14 protein-coding genes and 1 pseudogene are annotated in these 20,599 nt (G+C 75.0%); 5 read left to right on the plus strand and 10 right to left on the minus strand.

Going from position 1 to position 20,599, the window contains the following annotated elements; translation table 11 throughout:
* Positions 1-33: 33 nt before the first annotated feature.
* Entirely contained in the window at positions 34-1,128 is a 1,095-nt protein-coding gene (locus OG715_RS18260; protein WP_266269859.1) for an ATP-binding protein, read from the minus strand.
* 190 nt (positions 1,129-1,318) lie between these two features.
* Between OG715_RS18260 and OG715_RS18265 the strand changes: the two genes are divergently transcribed.
* Entirely contained in the window at positions 1,319-2,644 is a 1,326-nt protein-coding gene (locus OG715_RS18265; RefSeq protein ID WP_266269860.1) for an SWIM zinc finger family protein, read from the plus strand.
* A gap of 166 nt (positions 2,645-2,810) precedes the next feature.
* On the plus strand, positions 2,811-4,391 hold the full coding sequence (locus tag OG715_RS18270; RefSeq protein ID WP_266269861.1) for a DUF5691 domain-containing protein: 1,581 nt from the start codon (positions 2,811-2,813) through the stop codon (positions 4,389-4,391).
* 82 nt (positions 4,392-4,473) lie between these two features.
* On the opposite strand, the gene OG715_RS18275 is transcribed toward OG715_RS18270, so the two are convergent.
* Positions 4,474-4,881, minus strand: coding sequence for a cobalamin B12-binding domain-containing protein (locus OG715_RS18275; RefSeq protein ID WP_030393356.1), 408 nt, complete (start codon positions 4,879-4,881; stop codon positions 4,474-4,476).
* Positions 4,882-5,176: 295 nt separating this feature from the next.
* Between OG715_RS18275 and OG715_RS18280 the strand changes: the two genes are divergently transcribed.
* Complete coding sequence (locus OG715_RS18280; RefSeq protein ID WP_266269862.1) at positions 5,177-5,989, plus strand: M23 family metallopeptidase; 813 nt, start codon at positions 5,177-5,179, stop codon at positions 5,987-5,989.
* 111 nt (positions 5,990-6,100) lie between these two features.
* Here the strand turns inward: OG715_RS18280 and pcrA are convergent, their stop codons facing one another.
* From pcrA to OG715_RS18295, 3 genes are all read right to left on the minus strand, one after another.
* Positions 6,101-8,740: a DNA helicase PcrA gene (gene pcrA, locus OG715_RS18285; protein WP_266269863.1), complete on the minus strand. Its 2,640-nt coding sequence runs from the start codon at positions 8,738-8,740 to the stop codon at positions 6,101-6,103.
* A gap of 110 nt (positions 8,741-8,850) precedes the next feature.
* A complete protein-coding gene (locus OG715_RS18290; RefSeq protein WP_266269864.1) occupies positions 8,851-9,528 on the minus strand; it encodes a LuxR C-terminal-related transcriptional regulator in 678 nt (225 codons plus the stop codon).
* Positions 9,521-11,074, minus strand: a complete 1,554-nt coding sequence (locus OG715_RS18295) for a PspC domain-containing protein (RefSeq protein WP_407660995.1) — start codon at positions 11,072-11,074, stop codon at positions 9,521-9,523. Before OG715_RS18295 ends, OG715_RS18290 begins: the two co-directional genes overlap by 8 nt.
* A gap of 132 nt (positions 11,075-11,206) precedes the next feature.
* On the opposite strand from OG715_RS18295, the gene OG715_RS18300 reads away from it, so the two are divergent.
* Positions 11,207-12,766 (plus strand): PspC domain-containing protein, encoded by a 1,560-nt coding sequence (locus tag OG715_RS18300; RefSeq protein ID WP_266269865.1) that lies wholly within the window; start codon positions 11,207-11,209, stop codon positions 12,764-12,766.
* Positions 12,763-12,978: a hypothetical protein gene (locus OG715_RS18305; protein ID WP_045937775.1), complete on the plus strand. Its 216-nt coding sequence runs from the start codon at positions 12,763-12,765 to the stop codon at positions 12,976-12,978. The genes OG715_RS18300 and OG715_RS18305 overlap by 4 nt, the downstream gene beginning before the upstream one ends.
* Before the next feature lie 30 nt (positions 12,979-13,008).
* On the opposite strand, the gene OG715_RS42425 is transcribed toward OG715_RS18305, so the two are convergent.
* From OG715_RS42425 to OG715_RS18325, 5 genes and pseudogenes are all read right to left on the minus strand, one after another.
* Positions 13,009-13,449 (minus strand): QcrA and Rieske domain-containing protein, encoded by a 441-nt coding sequence (locus OG715_RS42425; RefSeq protein ID WP_375971172.1) that lies wholly within the window; start codon positions 13,447-13,449, stop codon positions 13,009-13,011.
* 42 nt (positions 13,450-13,491) lie between these two features.
* Positions 13,492-14,085, minus strand: a pseudogene (locus OG715_RS42430) (DoxX family membrane protein); the annotation flags it as partial.
* 196 nt (positions 14,086-14,281) lie between these two features.
* Positions 14,282-15,877, minus strand: a complete 1,596-nt coding sequence (guaA, locus tag OG715_RS18315) for a glutamine-hydrolyzing GMP synthase (protein ID WP_266269866.1) — start codon at positions 15,875-15,877, stop codon at positions 14,282-14,284.
* A 1,026-nt stretch (positions 15,878-16,903) separates the two neighbouring features.
* Complete coding sequence (locus OG715_RS18320) at positions 16,904-18,589, minus strand: hypothetical protein (protein ID WP_266269867.1); 1,686 nt, start codon at positions 18,587-18,589, stop codon at positions 16,904-16,906.
* Between the two features lie 162 nt (positions 18,590-18,751).
* On the minus strand, positions 18,752-20,542 hold the full coding sequence (locus tag OG715_RS18325) for a GMC oxidoreductase (RefSeq protein ID WP_266269868.1): 1,791 nt from the start codon (positions 20,540-20,542) through the stop codon (positions 18,752-18,754).
* Positions 20,543-20,599: the final 57 nt, after the last annotated feature.

Below are 20,599 nucleotides of genomic sequence, written 5' to 3' on the forward strand. Positions count from 1 at the left end.
TCCCGCAGTCGTATGTTCCTGCGGTCGTACGGCTCAGCGGGCGTTCTCACGGGCGGCGCGGTAGAAGTCCTGCCAGCCGTCCCGCTCGCGGACCACGCCCTCGACGTACTCGCGCCAGATCTGCTGGTCGGCGGCCGGGTCGCGGACCACGGCGCCGATCACCCCGGCCGCGACGTCGCCGGCCCGCAGCACCCCGTCGCCGAAGTGCGCGGCGAGCGCCATGCCGTTGGTGACCACCGAGATCGCCTCGGCGGTGGACAGGGTGCCGCTCGGGGTCTTCACCTTCGTCCGGCCGTCGGTGGTGAGACCGGCCCGCAGCTCCCGGAAGACGGTCACCACCCGCCTGATCTCCTGGGCGCCGCCTGGCAGTTCGGGCAGCTGGAGCGAGCGGCCGAGCTGCTCGACCCGGCGGGTGACGATCTCGACCTCCTCCTCCAGCGAGCCCGGCAGCGGCAGCACCACGGTGTTGAAGCGGCGGCGCAGCGCGCTGGACAGCTCGTTGACCCCCCGGTCGCGGTCGTTGGCGGTGGCGATGACGTTGAAGCCGCGCACGGCCTGGGTCTCGGTGCCCAGCTCCGGGATCGGCAGGGTCTTCTCGGACAGGACGGTGATCAGACTGTCCTGGACGTCCGCCGGGATCCGGGTGAGCTCCTCGACCCGGGCGATCCGGCCGTCCGCCATCGCCCGCATCAGCGGCGAGGGGACGAGCGCCTCCCGGCTGGGCCCGTCGGTGAGCAGCCGGGCGTAGTTCCAGCCGTAGCGGACCGCCTCCTCCGGGGTGCCCGCCGTGCCCTGCACCAGCAGCGTGGAGTCGCCGCTGATCGCCGCCGCCAGGTGCTCGGACACCCAGGTCTTGGCGGTGCCCGGCACCCCGAGCAGCAGCAGCGCCCGGTCGGTGGCGAGCGTGGTGACCGCGACCTCCACCACCCGGCGCGGGCCGATGTACTTGGGCGTGATCACGGTGCCGTCGTCCAGTTCGCCGCCCAGCAGGTAGGTGGCGACGGCCCACGGGGAGAGCCGCCAGCGCTCCGGACGCGGACGGTCGTCCCGGGCCGCGAGCGCGGCCAGCTCTTCGGCGAACGCGTCCTCCGCGTGCTGCCGCAGGACATCGGTCACGAGGTCGGTCATCGGGGCCCCTTCGGGTCGGCCCTCCGGGCACACGGATGCCCGGGCGGCGGGGTGGTCGGGGGGAGCCGGATCGGCGTCCCGGCCTGCGACAACCAGCCTGCACCGGACCACTGACAATCCTGACCGGACCTCAGTTCGGGCCGCCCGGTGGCCGGGTCGACTGTCAGTGCCGGCGCCTAACGTCGTCGGCATGGAGGAACGCTGGAGCACCGAACACGTCCTGTCCCTGGCGCCCGACGCCGCCTCGCGCAAGGCCGCGGGCAAGCTCTCCACGTCCGTGTCCTGGTCGGCCGCGGGCACCGACGGCGACGCGGTCTGGGGCGAGTGCCGGGGCAGCGGCAGCACGCCGTACCGCACGGTGGTCGAACTCGCCGCGCCCGCCTACCGGTGCAGCTGCCCGAGCCGGAAGTTCCCGTGCAAGCACGCGCTCGGACTGCTGCTGCTCTGGAGCGGCTCCCCCGACGCCGTGCCGGACGGCGCCGAGCCCGCCGACTGGGCCGCCGAGTGGCTGAAGGAACGCCAGGAGCGGTCCGGGCAACGGGCCGGGCGCGCCGCGGCCCCGGCCGACCCGGCCGCCGCCCTCCGGCGCGCCGGGAAGCGCTCCGCCCGGGTCGCGGCCGGCGCCGCCGAGCTGCGGCTGCGGCTCGCCGACCGGGTCCGGCACGGCCTCGCCGACCGCTCCACCGCCGGCCCCTGGGAGGAGGTCGCGGCCCGCATGGTCGACGCCCAGGCGCCCGGCCTGGCCACCAGAGTCCGGGAGCTGGACGCGCTGCCGCAGCACCGACTGCTGGAGGAGTACGCGATGCTCCACCTGCTCGCCACCGCCGCGACCCGCCTCGGCGAGCTGCCCGCGCCGCTCGCCGCGACCGTGCGCACCCGGGTCGGCTACACCACCGAGACCGCCGAGCTGCTGGCCGGCCCGACGGTCCGGGACCGCTGGCAGGTGCTCGGCAGCCGCACCTCGCCGATGGAGGGCGGCGCCGACGAGCGGCTGACCACCCGTCGGCTCTGGCTGCGCGGCGCCAAGACCGGCCGCCAGGCCCTGCTGATCGCCTTCGGCCGCCCCGGGCAGGCGCCCGAACTCGCCCTGCCCACCGGCCAGGTGGTCGAGGCCGAGCTGGCCTTCCACCCCGGCGCCCGACCGCTGCGGGCCGCCCTCGGCACCCGCTACGGCGCTCCCGGGGCCGCGCCCGACGGTCCGCCGCCCGGTCTGACCGTCGCCGAGGCGGTGGCCGGCTACGGCACCGCGGTGGCCGACGATCCGTGGCTGGACGCCTGGCCGACCGTGCTCACCGGGGTCGTGCCGGTGCTCTCCCCCGAGGGCTGGCAGCTCACCGACGGCCGGCACACCGCCCCGGTGCACCGCGCGGCCGTCACCGAGGCCGCGCTCTGGCGGCTCGCCGCCGTCTCCACCGGCCGGCCGCTCACCGTCTTCGGCGAGTACGGCCACCAGGGCTTCGCCCCGGTCACCGCCTGGGGCGCGGACGGCCGCCCGATCGGCCTCACCGCGCCCTGAACCGGCCCACCCGCGCGCGGCCCGCCCGACCTGTCCGACCCGACCCGACCCGCTCGACCCGGTCCGACCCACTCGGTCCGAACTGCCCGACCGACCCGGCCGGACGTCCGACCCGGCGTCCGGGCCGACGCCCGACCCGACCCGTTCCACCGGAGGAGGAGGCCCCGTGCCCGACCCCTGGGAGTCCCTGCAGACCGCCGCCCTGCTGGGCACCGACCGCCGGCCGCTCCCCGCGCCCGGCCCGGCCGCCCCCTACGACGGCGCCGTCGACCGCGCCGACCCGGCCACCGCCCTGCTCGAACTCGCCGCCCTGGAGACGGTCCGCCGCCGGGCCGGCGCGCTGCCCGCCCCCGCGGACGGCCCGCCCGCCGCCCCGGCCGCCGAGGACCCCCGGGCGGAGCTGCCCGCCGCGGCCGCCCGCCGGCTCTCGCTGCTGCTCTCCACCCGCGGCACCGGCGGGGGCGTGCTCGCCAACCACGGCGAACTGCTCCCGCAGTGGCTCGCCACCGCCCGCGACCGCGGTTACCGCGCGCCCGCCGCGAGCGTCCCCGCCCTGCTGGACGCCGCCCGCGCCCGCAGCGAACTGCGCCCGGACGCGGTCGCGCTGGCCGGTCCGCTCGGCCGCTGGCTCGCCGAGCGCAACCCGGACTGGCGGTTCGTGCAGCGCGCCGCCCGGACGCCGTCCCCAGCGGCGGACACCGCCCCCGCCGAGGGCGACCGGCTCTGGCACGAGGGCCTGTTCGCCGAGCGGGTCACCCACCTCACCCTGCTCCGCCGCCGCGACCCGGCGGCCGGCCTCGCGCTGCTGCGCGGCACCTGGCCCACCGAGCGGGCCGAGGACCGGCTGCTGTTCCTGGACGCCCTCCAGGAGGGCCTCTCGCCCGCCGACGAACCGTTCCTGGAGGCCGCGCTCGGCGACCGCAGCAAGAACGTCCGGGCCACCGCCGCCGAGTTGCTCTCCACCCTGCCCGGCTCCGCCCTGGCCGCCCGGATGGGAGAGCGGGCCCGCGCCGCCGTCCGGCTCTCCGAGCACGGCACCCATCTGCTGGTCACCCCGCCCACCGCCTGCGACCCGGCCATGCAGCGCGACGGCATACCGCCCAAGTCGCCGACCGGGCGCGGCGAACGGGCCTGGTGGTTCGGCGAGGTGATCGCCGCCGCGCCGCTGGCCCTCTGGTCCGCGCACACCGGTCTGACGCCCGAGCGGCTGCTCGGCCTGCGGGTCGGCGACGCCATCGACGAGACCAGCAGCACCTGGGCCGACGACCTGCGCGAGGCCTGGGCCCGGGCCGCCGTCCGCCAGCAGGACCCGGACTGGGCGCGCGCCCTGCTCGGCCCCCCGCCGGTCGCCGGTCCCGGGCGGACGGCCCGCGCCACCGGTGCCCCGGCCAAGCTGCTCGCGGTGCTGCCGCCCGCCGAACGGGCCGTCTGGACGGCCGCCTTCGTCGAGGCGCACGGCCTGGGGGACGCCTTCCAGCTGCTCGGGGCCTGCGCCACCCCGTGGACGCCACCGCTCTCCACCGCCGTGGTCGGGGCCCTGGCCCGGGCCGCCGGTTCCGGGGCCTACCCGTGGAGCCACAGCGGGGTGCTCGGCATGACCGAGCGGGCGCTCTCGCCGACGGCCGCCGGAGCGGTCGAGGAACTGGCCGCCGGGGCCGCGCCCGCCACCGCCTGGGGCGAGACCTTCGCCCGGCTGGCCGGGACACTGCGCTTCCGCGAGGCAATGCTCGCCGAGCTGGCGGCCTGACCCGGACCCGACCCGGCCCGGGCGATGCAGCGAGGGCGGAACGGATCGGGGCCGGACGCCGCGCCCGGCCCCGGCCCGGCTGTCAGCCGGCGGCGCGCAGGTTGGCCGTGACCCAGGCGACGACCTCGGTGGTCGGCGTGCCCGGGGTGAAGATGTCGGCGACACCCATCGCCTTCAGCTCGACGATGTCCTCGGGCGGGATGATCCCGCCGCAGAACACCTTGATGTCCGCCGCGTCCCGCTCCTTCAGCAGCTCCAGCACCCGCGTGCACAGGCTCATGTGCGCGCCGGACAGGATCGACAGGCCGATGCCGTCCGCGTCCTCCTGGATCGCGGTGTCGACCACCTGCTCCGGCGTCTGGTGCAGGCCGGTGTAGATGACCTCCATGCCAGCGTCGCGCAGGGCGCGCGCGATGACCTTGGCGCCTCGGTCGTGCCCGTCCAGTCCCGGCTTGGCGACCACCACGCGGATCGGTCCTGACACACCCATCACTGCCTCCTGGACCTCGTCGTCCATCCCCCGCCGGGCCTTGTGGGCATGGAGCGGAGTTAACGAGCAATAACCAATCTGAGGGGAGGTTAGCGCCACCCGTCCCGGTTGGGCCCGCCGCCCCTCAAGAGGAGGGGAAAATCACAGGCGCCCACCGCCCTTCCCCGGCTTCTACCCGCCAACCGCACGCCCACAGCCTCTTGACAACCGGACTTTTGTCCGGATGTCGGGCTTGCGGCTACAGTCTCGGTCGTTTACCCCCTCGCCCGACGACGCGCCCGAGGAGGCAGCCGCGATGGCTCCCGAAGCCGCACCTCGCCCGACCCGTGCGGAACTGCGCGTCGCCGCCCGCGAGCAGTCCCGGGCCCAGCGCCGCGACGCCGCCAAGGCCGCCACCCGGACGGCGCTGCTGCGGGTCGCGCTGCCCTCGGTGGCCGCGCTCGGTGTCGCGGCCGCGGCCGCCGTCACCGTCCAGGGCGAGGCCGACCAGCAGCGGGCCCAGGCGACCGGCCGGATCCCCGAGCAGGCCACCGCCGCCGGCGCCGCGGACACCGCCCAGGCCGCCCAGCAGGCGCTCGCCTCCGGCGGCGGCGCCCAGGCCTCCCGGGGCGACGCCCGCCAGCCGCTCACCGGCACCCAGGGCGCGGCCGACCCCGCCGGGCAGACGGCCGCCCAGGTCACCACGACCGACCAGGCCCCGCCGGAGCGTCCCAGGATCGCGATGCCGGTGGCCCAGCACGGCCTGGGCGAGGTCTTCGGCGCGGCCGGCACCCACTGGTCCAAGCGGCACACCGGTATCGACTTCCCGGTGGACGGCGGCACCGCCGTCATGGCCGTCACGGACGGCACGATCCGGACCCAGTGGAACCCTTCGTACGGCTACATGACGATACTCAAGATGGCCGACGGCACCGAGGCCTGGTACTGCCACCTGCGGTCGTACAAGATCCGCAAGGGCGCGGTGAAGGCGGGCGACGTCATCGCCTTCGTCGGCAGCAGCGGCAACAGCACCGGCCCGCACCTGCACTTCGAGATCCGCCCGGCCGACGGCGGCGCCCCCGTCGACCCCCTGCCCTGGTTCCTCGCCCAGGGCCTCGACCCGCGCTGAGGCAGCGCGGGCCGAGCAACCCCGATCAGGCCACGGGCCAGGTCGCAGACCAGGTCACCGTCCGGATTGCGGGCCAGGTCGCCGGCCGGGTCACCCGGCCGGACGATCGGCTCAGAGCTTCTCCACCGGCGCGTAGCGAAGCAGCAGCTGCTTGCGGCCCTCCGTGCCGAAGTCCACGGTCGCCTGCGCCTTGTCGCCGACCCCGCTGGTGGCCACCACCGTGCCCAGGCCGAAGGTGTCGTGGGTGACCCGGTCGCCGACCGCCAGCGCGACCACCTCGCGCTCCACCGCCGCGCCCGCACGGCGCGCCGACTGCCCCCAGCCCGCCTTCGGCGAGGCCGCCGCCGCACCGCGCGCGGAGCCCCCGCGCGACGAACCGCCCGAGCCGCCCGAACCGCCCGAGGACCGCCCGCCCCAGGACGACCCCGAGGAGAAGCCGCGCGCGGCTGGCGCCGGTGCGCCCCCCGTCCGCTTCCACTCCACCAGCGTCTCCGGGATCTCCTCCAGGAACCGCGAGGCCGGGTTGTACGCCGGCTGCCCCCAGGCGCTGCGCAGCACCGACCTGGTCAGGTAGAGCCGCTGCCGCGCCCGGGTGAGCCCGACGTAGGCGAGCCGCCGCTCCTCCTCCAGCTCCTTGACCTGGTTGAGCGCCCGCATGTGCGGGAAGATGCCGTCCTCCATGCCGGTCAGGAAGACCACCGGGAACTCCAGGCCCTTGGCGGTGTGCAGGGTCATCATCGTGATGACGCCCCGGCCCTCGTCGTCCCCGTCCGGGATCTGGTCGGAGTCGGCGACCAGCGCGACCCGCTCCAGGAAGTCGGGCAGCGAGCCGACCGGCGGCGCGCCGTCCTCCCCCGCGTCCGGGCGCTCGCCCGGGTCCTGCTCGTACTCCAGGGCGACCGAGGCCAGCTCCTGGAGGTTCTCCACCCTGGTCTCGTCCTGCGGGTCGGTGGAGGCCTGGAGCTCGGCCAGGTAGCCGGTCTCCTCCAGCACCGCCTCCAGCACCGCGGCCGGGCCCGCCCCGGACTCGACGACCTGGCGCAGCCCGGCCATCAGCTCGTTGAACTTCTTCACCGCGTTGGCCGAGCGCGCGGCCATGCCGTACGCCTCGTCGACCCGGCGCAGCGCCTGCGCGAAGGAGATCCGCTCGCGCGCGGCCAGCGCGTCGATCATCGCCTCGGCGCGCTCGCCGATGCCGCGCTTGGGCACGTTGAGGATCCGGCGCAGCGGCACGGTGTCCTCAGGGTTGGACAGCACCCGCAGGTAGGCGAGGACGTCCTTGACCTCCTTGCGCTCGTAGAAGCGCACTCCGCCGACGACCTTGTACGGCAGGCCGACCCGGATGAACACCTCTTCGAAGACGCGGGACTGCGCGTTGGTGCGGTAGAAGATCGCGACGTCCCCGGGCTTGGCGGCGTCCGCGTCGGTGAGCCGGTCGATCTCGTCGGCGATGAACTGGGCCTCGCCGTGCTCGTCGTCCGCGACGTAGCCGACGACCTTCTCGCCGTCGTCCCCGGCCGTCCAGAGCTTCTTCGCGCGCCGGTTGGCGTTGCGCTCGATGACGGCGTTGGCCGCGCTCAGGATGGTCTGGGTGGAGCGGTAGTTCTGCTCCAGCAGGATCGTGGTGGCGTTCGGGTAGTCCTCCTCGAACTGGAGGATGTTGCGGATCGTCGCGCCGCGGAAGGCGTAGATCGACTGGTCCGCGTCACCGACCACGCACAGCTCGGCGGGCGGCACCTCGGCCGGCCGGCCGGCCGCCGGGTCGACGAGGTCGCCGTCGACGGTGCGCTTCGGCTTGGCGGCGACCGCGCCGCCGCTCAGCTCCCGGACCAGCATGTACTGGGCGTGGTTGGTGTCCTGGTACTCGTCGACCAGGATGTGCCGGAACCGCCGCCGGTAGTGCTCCGCGACGTCGGGGAAGGCCTGGAGCAGGTTCACCGTCGTCATGATGATGTCGTCGAAGTCGAGCGCGTTGGCCTCGCGCAGCCGCCGCTGGTAGAGGAAGTACGCCTCGGCGAGCTTCTTCTCCATCGGGTTGGCGGCCTGGTCGGCGTAGGTCTCCTCGTCGATCAGCTCGTTCTTGAGGTTGCTGACCTTCGAGGTGAAGGACTTCGGCGGGTACTGCTTCGGATCGAGGTCGAGGTCGCGGCAGACCAGGGCCATCAGCCGCTGCGAGTCGGCCGAGTCGTAGATCGAGAACGACGAGGTGAAGCCGAGCAGCTTGGACTCGCGGCGCAGGATCCGCACACAGGCGCTGTGGAAGGTGGACACCCACATCGCCCGGGCGCGCGGGCCGACCAGCTGCTCGACGCGCTCGCGCATCTCGCCGGCCGCCTTGTTGGTGAAGGTGATCGCCAGGACCTCGCCGGGCTGCACGCCACGGGCGCCGAGCAGGTGGGCGATCCGGTGGGTGAGCACCCTGGTCTTGCCGGAGCCGGCCCCGGCCACGATCAGCAGCGGCGAGCCGGCGTGCAGCACGGCCTCGCGCTGCGGGTCGTTCATGCCCTCCAGCAGCGCCGCCGGGTCGATCACCGGACGGGCGGCGCCGTTGCGGTAGAAGGCGTCCCGCTCGGCCTGCGCGGCGTGGTCGGTGTGGAACAGCCCCTCGGGGATCGCCTCCTCGAAGGCGTCGTACGGGACGTCGTCCTCGTACGGCGGCGGCTCCTCGTCGATCGGCGGCGCGGGCTGCTTCGACCCGGCGGCAGGGGCCTCGAAACCGGGGAGCGGGAGGTCGTCAAAGAGGCTATTCATGGCAATGACGAGTCTATGGCCACCCACCGACAACCCCGCCCGGCCCTCGACAGGACCGGGTGGGGCAGGGCGGAACGGAGCGGACCGGCCGTCGGCCGGACCGTCCGGGGTCAGACCAGCCGGCGGGCGGTCGCCCAGCGGGTCAGCTCGTGCCGGTTGCTCAGCTGGAGCTTGCGCAGCACCGCCGAGACATGGCTCTCCACCGTCTTCACCGAGATGAACAGCTGCTTGGCGATCTCCTTGTACGCGTACCCCCGGGCGATCAGCCGCAGCACCTCGCGCTCGCGCTGGGTGAGCCGGTCCAGGTCCTCGTCCACCGGCGGGGTGTCGGTCGCCGCGAAGGCGTCCAGCACGAAGCCCGCCAGCCGGGGCGAGAAGACCGCGTCCCCGTCGGAGATCCGGAAGATCGCGTCGACCAGGTCGGTCCCGGTGATGGTCTTGGTGACGTAGCCGCGGGCGCCGCCGCGGATCACGCCGATCACGTCGTCCGCCGCGTCCGAGACCGAGAGCGCCAGGAAGCGCACCCCGCCCGGGTCGCCCATCAGCCCGGCCGAGCGCCGCAGCACCTCGACCCCGCCGCCGCCGGGCAGGTGGACGTCCAGCAGCACCACGTCGGGCCGCGTCTCGGCCACCACCCGGACCGCGGACTCCACGTCGTCGGCCTCGCCCACCACATCGATGCCGGTCGTCTCGGTGCGCCCGATCTCGGCCCGTACCCCCGTCCGGAACATCCGGTGGTCGTCCACCAGGACGACCCTCGCTCGGCGCTCCGGCGCTGCCTCAGTCATTGGCCCTCTCCATCTCCAGCTCGACCTCGGTCCCGCCGTCCGGCGCGGGCCGCACCCGTGCGGTGCCGCCGTTGCGCTTCATCCGGCCGAGGATCGACTCGCGTACGCCCATCCGGTCCTCCGGCACCGTGTCCGGGTCGAAACCGGGTCCGTGGTCGCGGACGAACACCATCACGGTCCTCCCCTCGACCTCGGCGTAGACCTGGACCGGTCCCCCGCCACCGTACTTGGCCGCGTTGACGGTCGCCTCCCTCGCGGCCTGCATCTGGGCCGCGATCCGGTCGTCCATCGGACAGTCGCCGACGACCACCACCTCGACCGGGACGCCGTGCCGGTCCTCGACCTCGGCGACCACCGCCCGCAGGCTCTCCGCCATGGTGTCCGGCGCCGCCTCGGCGACCGCCTCGGGTCGGTAGAGCCACAGCCGCAGTTCGCGCTCCTGGGCGCGGGCGAGCCGCAGCACCTCCTTGGGGTCCTCGGCCCGGCGCTGGATCAGGGTCAGCGTGTGCAGCACCGAGTCGTGCACATGGGCGGCGATCTCGGCGCGCTCCTGGGCCCGGATGCGGGCCGTACGCTCGGCGCCGAGGTCCTGCCACATCCGCAGCGCGTACGGGCCGACCAGCACCAGCACACCCGCGAGCACCGCCAGCGAGGCCTCGACCACCGAGCCGATGGTCGAGCCGCTGCCCTGGGTGGCGAGGAAGGCGATGATGCCGGCCACCACCAGCAGCACGCCCGCGCCGACCCGGGTGTAGGCGCCGCGCCGCTTCTCGCCCTCCTCCAGGCCGAACCAGCGCTGCCAGCGCGAGTCGTCGGCCTGCCGCCAGACCAGCGCCACGCCGACGCCGATCGCCAGCAGCGGCCAGGTGTACGGCTTGGCGGTCTGCACATTGAGCGCGTTGAGCAGCGCGATCACGCCGATCACCAGCATCACCAGGGCGGCCAGCTGGCCGAGGCCGCCCTGCCGCTGGCCGCTGCCGGTCCCGCTGCCCGTGCCCGTGCCCGTGCCCGTCCCCGCCGGGCTGGACGCGGTACCGGTCGTCGGCGCCTCGCCCAGTTCGACGGGCTCGCCGCGCAGCGTGTGCTGCAGCACCTCGCGCATCCGGCCGATCCACCCGCCGCGCCGACCGCCGTCCTTGCTCAGCTCCCCGCCGCGCCGGCCGCCGCCCTTGCTCAGCTCCCCGCCGCCCACCGTCCCGGCACCCACCGGGACGAAGGTGCCGTTGACGTACAGCCAGTGCGGGCCGCCGCCGCGCGGGGCCGGCTCGCCGATGCCGATCGGCACCACGAACCAGAACGCCGCGTACAGCAGTCCGCCGAGCCCCTGCGCGAAGAACAGCACCACGAAGGCGATCCGCACCCAGCTGACGGGCAGTCCGAGGTGCACGGCCAGTCCGTGCGCGACGCCGCCGAGCATCCGCCCCTGCGGGCTGCGGTACAGCCGGCGGTACGGCGGCTTCCCGTCACCGGGAACGGACGGGTCGGCACCCCCGGCCGACGCGGGCTCGGGGGCGAGGGAACGGGGATCGGAACCGGGTGCTGCCACGGCACCGATCGTTCCACGCGGGCGGACCCGCACGCATCAGGGTGAAGCCCTGACCCTTCTCAGGGACAAGTCAGGGTCCGAGCAGGGGCGGGACCGGTTGGGCCCGGCTCCGGCACCCACCAGGATGGTGGCATGACCGAAGACCACCGCACCGAGGAGCTCCACGAGGCCGGGCCGGGCACCCGGACCGCCCCCGACCGGCCGCCGCTGACCCGGGCCGAGCGCCACCGCGTGGTCGCCGGCGTCTGCGGCGGTCTCGGCCGGCACCTGGACATCGACCCGGTGGTGTTCCGCGTCGTCACGGTCGTGCTCTGCCTCTCCGGCGGCCTCGGCCTCTTCCTCTACGGACTCGCCTGGCTGATCGTGCCGACCGAGCCGGGCGCGGACGGCAAGGGCGGCGGGCGTTCGGGCCGCACCGAGCTCCAGCGGGTGCTCACCGGGCGGGTGGACGGCCAGTCGGTCGGCGCGGTGCTGCTGACCGTGATCGGCACCGGTGTCTTCTTCTCCTCGATGGGCGACGGCGACCAGCTGTTCCCGCTGCTGCTGCTCGGCGGGATGGTGTTCCTCGCCGTCCGCTACGACCCGGAGCGCCGGCGCGGCCGGATCCGGGGCCGGCGCAACCGCCGCCGCGGCCACGACTTCGGGCACCCGGACGCCCACGGCGCGGGCGGCCGGACCGGCGGCCCGTACGACCGCTGGTTCCCGGACGCCGGGACGGCCGCCGGGGCCGCCGCGAGCGGCTACCGCTGGCCGCCGGAGGACGACGACGAGGACGCCCGCGCCCGGCACGCCCGGGAGCGGGCCGCCGGCACCGTCCCCTCCGACACCCCGCACGCCGGTCCGACCGGCTACCTGTGGGACCCGCGCCACCCCGAGCGCAACCCGTACGGCGGGGAGACCCCGACCCCGCCCGCACCGCCCGCACCGCCGGCGCCGCCGTACGGCACCCCGACCCCGCCGTACGGGACCCCGGCCCGGCCCTGGTGGCAGCGGAGCGACCTGCCGCAGGGCGACCCGCTGCGCAAGGGGACCGGCCCGACCCCGCCGCCCGCGCCGCGCCCGCCCGTGGTGGTGCACCGGCGCGAGCGCTCCCCGCTCGGCCTGATCGGCCTGCTGCTGGCGGTGGGCGCGGCCAGCGCGGTCTGGTCCGCCTCGGCCGACGGCGGGGCGGCCGCGGCGGCCGACACCGTGCTGGCGGCGGCGCTGCTGGTGATCGGTCTGACCCTGCTGCTCGGGGCCAAGTTCGGCCGGGCCCGCCGGCTGGTGGTCCCGGGTGTGCTGCTGACGGTCGCGCTGACCGCGATCGGCCAGTCCTCGGTCTCGGCGCAGAACCTGCTCGGCGAGCGCTCCTGGTCGGCCGTCTCGGCGGTCGAGCTGGAGCCGAAGTACACGCTGGGCATCGGCTCGGCACGGCTGGACCTCGGCGGGCTCGACCCGGCCGGCGCGTCCCTGGCCACCGAGGTGGAACTCGGCGCCGGGGACCTGACCGTGACGGTGCCGTCGGACGTGACGGTGAACGTACGGACCGAGGTCGGCCTGGGCCAGGTCCGGATGCCGGGCCTCGACGGCCCCGACGACGGCCCGGGCAAGCGCAGCTACCAGGTGCTGCCGGCGAACGGACAGACATCCAAGGGAACGCTCGACCTCGCGCTGCGGATCGGGCTCGGCAACATCAAGGTGGTCCAGAAGTGAGGAAGCACCAGCTCGATCTCTTCTCGCTGATCGCGGGGGGCCTGTTCACCGTGATCGCGGTGCTCTACCTGGTGGCGGCGGTGAACGACGTCTCGGTGAACGGCCGGATCGTCATCCCGGTGACCTTCATCGTGCTGGGCCTGGGCGGCCTGGCCGGGGCGGTGGCGGCGGCGGTCCGCCGGTCCCGGCCGGAGGAGCCCCGACAGGACTGACCCCCCGCCGGGCAGGCCCCCGGCGGGCCGTCAGCTCTCCGGCGGCCCCAGCCGCAGCTTGTCGCCCTCCTTGGTGACCCGGTACTTCGGCAGCGGCTTGGTGGCAGGCCCGTTCAGCACCGCCCCGGTCGCCGCGTCGAACCGGGAGCCGTGGCACGGGCAGTACAGCTGGCCGTTCTTCGGCGCGTCGACGGCGCAGCCGGAGTGGGTGCAGACCGAGGAGAACGCGCAGTACTGGCCCGCTTTGGGCTGCACCACGTAGACCGCGTCACCGCTGGCCGGGTCCTTGACCTGGGCCGAGCCGCCGACCGGGACGCTCGCGGCGTCCACCGTGACGGGCGGGCCGGCCGGCGCCGGGGCGGCGGGCTGCTTCGCCTTCGCGGCGGGCTCGTCCCGCCCGAAGGTGGCGGTCAGCGAGCCGGTGAGCAGACCGGCCCCGCCCATCGCGACGGCCGCGATGCCGCCGTCCATCAGGGCCCGCCGCCGGACGTGGTCCTCGTGCAGGCCGCGGAGCCGGTCCCGGCCGGACCGCCGGGCGAGGTAGCCGTCCACCGACAGGTAGGGGGTGCCGGCCAGCAGCAGCGGCGTCCAGGCCATCAGGTAGACGAGGTCGTTGCCGAGGTAGTAGGGCGAGACGTTCCAGCTGACGGTGAGCCAGAGGCTGAGGCCGATCGCGGCCCCGCCGGCGGCGGCGAGCCGGCCCCAGAGGCCGAGCAGGGTGCCCAGACCCACCGCCAGCTCGCCGAAGGCGACCAGCAGGGCGAACGGCGTGGGGTGGTCGAGGGCCGGGCCGAGCAGGAAGGAGATCGGGCTGGAGCCCTTGGCGGCGCGGGTCTGCGAGACGAAGGAGGCCGGGTCGCCGCCGCCGGCCAGGTAGTGGCTGTCGGAGAGCTTGTCGAGCGCCGCGTAGACGAAGGTGACCCCGAGGAAGAGCCGCAGCGGCAGCAGCGCGAGCCGCGAGCCGGCCGCCTTCCAGGCGGCGACCCGCCCGGTTCTGCCCGCCGGTCCCGAACCCTCGCCGGCGCCCGGGGGCGGTCCGGCCGTACCGTCGCCGATGCCGGCGGCCGGACCCGCCCCGGCCGCCACGGAGCTGCTGGCCTCCGACATTCCCCACACCTTCCTCGCCGGCCCGTCACCGCCTGACAGGTCCGGACGCATTCTGCCCGGTCGTGACCTCTTTCGGTGGGAGGGCCCACCCGCCGGGTGCCCGTGGACACGGAACGACCGTGCCGCCGCTCCCCGGTACGGGAGCGGCGGCACGGTCGTTCAGAACCGGTTCAGGACCGGCCGGGGCGGGGAGTGCTCACTCCCACTCGATGGTGCCCGGCGGCTTGCTGGTGCAGTCCAGCACGACGCGGTTGACGTCGCGGACCTCGTTGGTGATCCGGGTGGAGATGCGGGCCAGCACGTCGTACGGCAGGCGCGACCAGTCGGCGGTCATGGCGTCCTCGGAGGACACCGGACGCAGCACGATCGGGTGACCGTAGGTACGGCCGTCGCCCTGGACGCCGACGCTGCGGACGTCCGCGAGCAGGACCACCGGGCACTGCCAGATCTCGCGGTCCAGGCCGGCCGCGGTCAGCTCCTCGCGGGCGATCGCGTCGGCCTCGCGGAGCAGGTCCAGCCGCTCCTCGGTGACCTCGCCGACGATCCGGATGCCCAGGCCCGGGCCCGGGAACGGCTGGCGCTGGACGATCTCCTCCGGCAGGCCGAGCTCCTGGCCGACCATCCGGACCTCGTCCTTGAACAGCTTGCGCAGCGGCTCGACCAGCGAGAACTGGAGGTCCTCGGGCAGGCCGCCGACGTTGTGGTGGGACTTGATGTTGGCGGTGCCGGTGCCGCCGCCGGACTCCACCACGTCCGGGTACAGGGTGCCCTGGACGAGGAAGTCGACCGACTCGCCGTGCTCGCCGGCCTCGGCGACGATCTCGGCCTGCGCCTGCTCGAAGACCCGGATGAACTCCCGGCCGATGATCTTGCGCTTCTCCTCCGGGTCGCTGACGCCCTTCAGCGCGGTGAGGAAGCGCTCCTTGGCGTCGACGACCTTCAGCTGCACGCCGGTGGCGGCGACGAAGTCCTTCTCGACCTGCTCGGTCTCGCCCTTGCGCATCAGACCGTGGTCGACGTAGACGCAGGTGAGCTTGGAGCCGATGGCCTTGTTGACCAGGGCGGCCGCGACCGCCGAGTCGACACCGCCGGACAGACCGCAGATGGCGCGCTTGTCGCCGACCTGGGCGCGGATCAGCGCGACCTGCTCCTCGACCACGTTGCCGGTGGTCCAGGTGGGGGCGAGACCGGCGCCGCGGTACAGGAAGTGCTCCAGGACCTGCTGGCCGTGGTCCGAGTGCAGCACCTCGGGGTGGTACTGGACGCCGTAGAGCCGGGCCTCGTCGTTCTCGAAGGCCGCGACCGGCACCACGTCGGTGGAGGCGGTGACGGTGAAGCCCGCCGGGGCCGCCGAGCAGGCGTCGCCGTGCGACATCCACACCGAGTGCTCGGCCGGAACGCCCTCGAACAGGGTCGAGCCGGTGCGCGAGACGACCAGCGGGGTGCGGCCGTACTCCCGGGCGCCGGAGTTGTCGACGGTGCCGCCGAGCGTCTTGGCCATCAGCTGGAAGCCGTAGCACATGCCGAAGACCGGCACGCCGGCCTCGAAGATCGCGCGGTCCAGCTGCGGGGCGCCGTCCTCGTAGACCGAGGAGGGGCCGCCGGAGAGGATGATCGCCTTCGGGTTCTTGGCGAGCATCTCGGCGACCGGCATGCTGCTCGGCACGATCTCGCTGTAGACCCTGGCCTCACGCACCCGTCGGGCGATGAGCTGGGCGTACTGGGCACCGAAGTCGACGACCAGGACGGTGTCGGTCTCAGGTACGGACTGGACGGGAGTAGCAGAGGACACAGACGGCCTTCCGGCAGCGGTACGAAAGGTGTCGCACCCGGCGCGCCCCTCGGAGGGTGTGCGCCCGGGCGACAGGCGGGGGTCTGCCGTCGAGTCTACCGGGCTGGCCGGTTTCACTCGTCTGCCCGCCCCCGCGGCCGTGACCGTCGCGGCGGCCGGTTCGTTGCTCCGGGCGGACCGTACGACCGCGCCGCGTCCGCCAGACGCGTCACCCCGCCCCGGCCAGGGCGCCCGTACGGCAGTGCAGGACCACGCGTGGAGCTCAACCCAGTCCACCGGCGCGCGTGGCGCTGTCGCGGAACCGGCTCGGACCGGGGAGCGGCGCGCCGTGGGACCGTGCGCGGGTGCTGCGGCCGGTCAGCAGGGGACAGCGAACCCGGCCGCGACTGGACCAAGGAGGTGGGGCGGTCGGCCGCCGGGGACGCCCGGTACCGACCGCCGCACCCGGTGCGATCCCGGCGCACCCCGGTCCCCGCCCCCGCGCCGCTACGCGCGTCTCCGTGCGCCCCGACCGGCGCCACTACACACCGTGATCATCGATGCCACCCCGCCGTCACCCCGTCCGGCACCCGACGGGACCGCCCCGCCCCGGCCCGACAACCGGCCCGGCCGGAATCGGCCTGTACCGAATCATGCCGAATCGGTTGCAGAGCAAGCCCTTCGTCCAGCACGATGCTGCATGGAAGAGGTTCTCCCGATGGCCCGAGCGCCATCCGCGGAGTGCCGGTCGGTGCCGCCGAGACCCGCGGTGGCAACGATTATCACCTCACGCTCCGTGAGCGAAGGCTCGACGCAGGCCTGCGTCCGGGACCACCGCCACGGCCTTGTGCGCCCGCGCGCGCCGGCCCACCCCGCCGGAACCGCCGCCGACGCGCGACCCATCGACCGACTGACCGGACGGCGCTCCTCCCCCGGCGCCGTCACCCCAGCACCGGCGCGGCCCTGACGCCGGGTGCTGAGCGACAAAGGGCCCCGTTCCCCCGCGGGGCCCTTTGCCCTGTCCGGGCTCCGTTCCCGGCCCGGCAGCTAGGCCCGTCGGCTCCACACGCTCGGGTCCACCGGGCCGTCGTCCCCCGGCACCGGCCCGGCCGGGTGCCGACGGTCCTCCGAGTCGACCACCTCCAGCACCATCGGCGTCCCCCCGGGCTCCCCCGGGTCCCGGTCCGCCGGCGGCGCCGGCCGCCGGTCGAGGGCCGCCAGCAGCGGGGGCACCGCCAGCGCGCCGACGGCCGCCCAGACCGCGTTGGCCACCAGCAGCGTCCAGGGCACCAGGGCGAGCGAGTCCTCGGAGCCGAAGTCCCGGGAGCGCACGAGCGGGCCGACCACGGACTCGGTGGACACCAGCGTCCCCGGGACGAGCATCAGCAGGCTGAGCCCGACCGCGTACACGGCCGCCAGCCGCAGCCGGTCCGCCGGGTCCAGCCGTCGCCGGAACGCCGTCCGGCCCAGCACCGCCGCCGAGACCAGCGCGAGCAGGACGGACCAGCGCCAGTCGGTCCCCGCGGTGCCCGGGTCGAAGAAGGAGTACTCGTTCGTGTCGTGCGGCTCCGTCCGCCAGTCCGGCGCCCCGTCGGACGCGATGGAGCTGCTGGCCCGGAACACCGCTCCGGAGCCCACCCCGAGCAGCAGCAGACCGAGGTTGGGCAGGAAGGCGACCGCGGCGCCGGTCAGATCACCGTCGACCCGGACGGCGACCACCAGGAAACCGGCCACCGCCGCCAGTGCCACCGAAACCGCCAGCGCGCGCCCGGCCGCCAGCCCCGCGACCGCCCAGCCGCGCACCGCCCGGTTGCGCCAGGCCGCCCAGCGCAGCGCGTCCGTGCCGTACACGGCGAAGGCGACCAGACCGGCGAGCAGAGCTGTCCAGGCGACCGCCTCCCACCAGCCGGCCGAGGCACTGTAGGTCGTCCGGCCGAGCTCCTGGGCCGCGGCCTCGGAGTCCATGCCGAGGCCGCTTCCCCCGGGGTGCCACCGCGCGCCGCAGGCCAGACCGAGCAGCAGGGTCGCGGCGGCCGCCACGACGGCGGTGCGCACGGCCTCGGCGGCCGCCTGCCGACGGGTCTGCTGCTCGCCGGTGCGCTGCTGCCGGCGGCGGGCGCCGACCCGCAGGCCGAGCCAGAGCGCGAGCAGCCAGAGCACGGTGACGGTCATCGGCAGGGCGCGGAACACCGACGAGCTCTCGTCCCAGGAGGTCGCGAGGCTCAACCGGTACGGCGCGCCGAGCGCGCCCAGCGCCATCGCCAGCGAGCTGCCGAGGCGCTTGCCGAAGGACGGCGCGTGGAAGGGGGCGGAGTAGTAGTCGCTCTCCGGGACGGCGGCGATCAGGGCGGCCAGCAGCAGGACGGCGGTCGGCGCGACGACCGCTCGCAGGGCCGGGCGCCAGTCGGCGCCGGTGAGCCACGCCAGGGCGGCGGGCCGGGCTCCGGCCGGGTCGTACGGCCGCCCGGCACCCCAGCTCCCCGCAGCGGGCGGCAGGTCCGGCGGCGGCGGGGGCAGCACCGGCGGCGGCAGGTCCGGCAGCGGCGGGGCCGACGACGCGGCGGCCGGTGCGGACGGCGGCTCGGCGGGCTGCGCGGGCGGCGCGGGCGGCAGAACCGGCGGCGGCAGAGGAGCGGGCGGCAGGAGCGGCGGCGGCGCCGCCGGCCGCCCGCAGGACGCGCAGACCGACGCCCCTTCCGCCGAAGCCGCGCCGCAGGATGCGCAGATGGCCATGGGCCGCGTCCCCCGTCCGAACGAACGATCGCCTGGTCCCCCCAGGGCGCCCCTTTCTTTCATCGGGCACGGACAGCTGTCAACCGGTCACGGTCCACGGACCGGACCGGGAGACGCCGGAGGGCCGCGCCGCGCTCCGGCGGCGCGGCCCTCGGGCCGGGCTCAGTCCCGCTTCTTCGGCACCTCCGGCACCGCCAGCAGCGGCAACCGCAGGGCGCCGAACGCGTCCTCGGGCACCGCCGGTGCGACGGGCGCGACCGCGGCGACCCGGCGGTAGGCCTCCCCGGCGGCCGGCCGGGTGTCCTCCTCGCCCTTGTTGGGCCACATCGACATCGCCCGCTCGGCCTGCGCCGTGATGGTCAGCGACGGGTTGACGCCGAGGTTGGCGGAGACCGCCGCACCGTCCACCACACTGATCCCGGGGTAGCCGTAGAGCCGGTGGTAGGGGTCGACCACGCCGGTCTCCGGGGAGTCGCCGATCGCGCAGCCGCCGAGGAAATGGGCGGTCAGCGGGATGTCGAAGATCTCGCCGGCGCTGCTCCCCGCGAAGCCGTTGATCTCCTCGGCGAGTGCCTGCGCCCCCTGCTCGGCGGCCGGGATCCAGGTGGGGTTGGGCGCGCCGTGGCCCTGGCGGGAGGTCAGCGTGCCCTTGCCGAGGCCCTTCTCCTTCAGCGAGACGGTGATCGAGTTGTCCAGGGACTGCATCACCAGGCCGATGATCGTCTTCTCCGACCACCGGTGCTGGTTCATCGAGCGGCCGAAGGTCACCGGGTGCTTGACCGAGTTGCCGAGGTAGCGCAGCCAGCGCGGGAGCCGCCCGCCGCCCCGCACCTGGGCGATCGAGAGCGCGCCCATCGCGTTGGAGCCCTTGCCGTAGCGGACCGGCTCGATGTGGGTGTTCTCGTCGGGGTGGATCGAGGAGGTGATCGCCACGCCCTTGGTGAAGTCCGCGCGGGCGCCGTACCGCCGGTCGGTGGTCTGCGCGCCCACCAGCGCCTCGGAGTTGGTCCGGGTCAGCTCGCCGAGCCGGGCGGAGATCCCGGGCAGGTGGCCGCCCGCCCGCATCCGGTGCAGCAGGTTCTGGGTGCCGTAGGTGCCGGCCGCGACCACCACCCGGGCGGCCGTGATCGTCCGCGCCCCGGCCTTGACCCGGTCGGTGGTGGAGCGGGCGTCGGTGCGCCGGACGTCCACCGCGAAGCCCTCGCCCCACTCCCGGATCCGGGCCACCGTGGTGAGCGGGTGGATCTCGGCGCCGCCCCGCTCGGCCAGGTGCAGGTAGTTCTCGGTGAGCATGTTCTTGGCGCCGTGGCGGCAGCCGGTCATGCACTCGCCGCACTCGACGCAGGACCGCCGGGCCGGGCCGGCGCCGCCGAAGTACGGGTCCGGCACCTCCTCGCCGGGCGCCGCCTTCGCCGTGCCGTCGGCGTCCTTGCCGTCGCCGAAGAACACCCCGACCGGCGCCATGTGGAAGGTGTCGCCGACGCCCATCCGCTCGGCGGCCGCCCGGAGGTGGACGTCCGAGGGCGTGACGGTCGGGTTGAGCCGCACCCCGAGCATCCGCCGCGCCTGGTCGTAGAACGGCGCCAGCTCCTCCTGCCAGTCCGTGATGTGCTGCCACTGGCGGTCCTCGAAGAACGCCTTCGGCGGCACGTACAGGGTGTTGGCGTAGTTCAGCGAGCCGCCGCCGACCCCGGCGCCGGCCAGGATCAGCACATTGGCCAGCAGGTGGATGCGCTGGATGCCGTACAGGCCGAGCTTCGGCGCCCACAGGTAGTTGGCGACGTCCCAGGAGTTCCTGGGCAGCTCGTCGCGGTCGAAGCGGCGCCCGGCCTCCAGGACGGCGACCCGGTACCCCTTCTCGGTCAGCCGCAGCGCCGAGACCGAACCGCCGAAGCCGGAGCCGACCACGACCACGTCGTAGTCGAACTCCCGGCCGTCAGCCGAACCCACCATCTGCCTCTGCTCCTTCGGAAGTCGTTCACGAAACGGGGGGCCGACGGCCCGAGGGCC

Origin of the sequence: Kitasatospora purpeofusca (genome assembly GCF_036010405.1) — a bacterium.
Classification (GTDB): domain Bacteria; phylum Actinomycetota; class Actinomycetes; order Streptomycetales; family Streptomycetaceae; genus Kitasatospora; species Kitasatospora purpeofusca.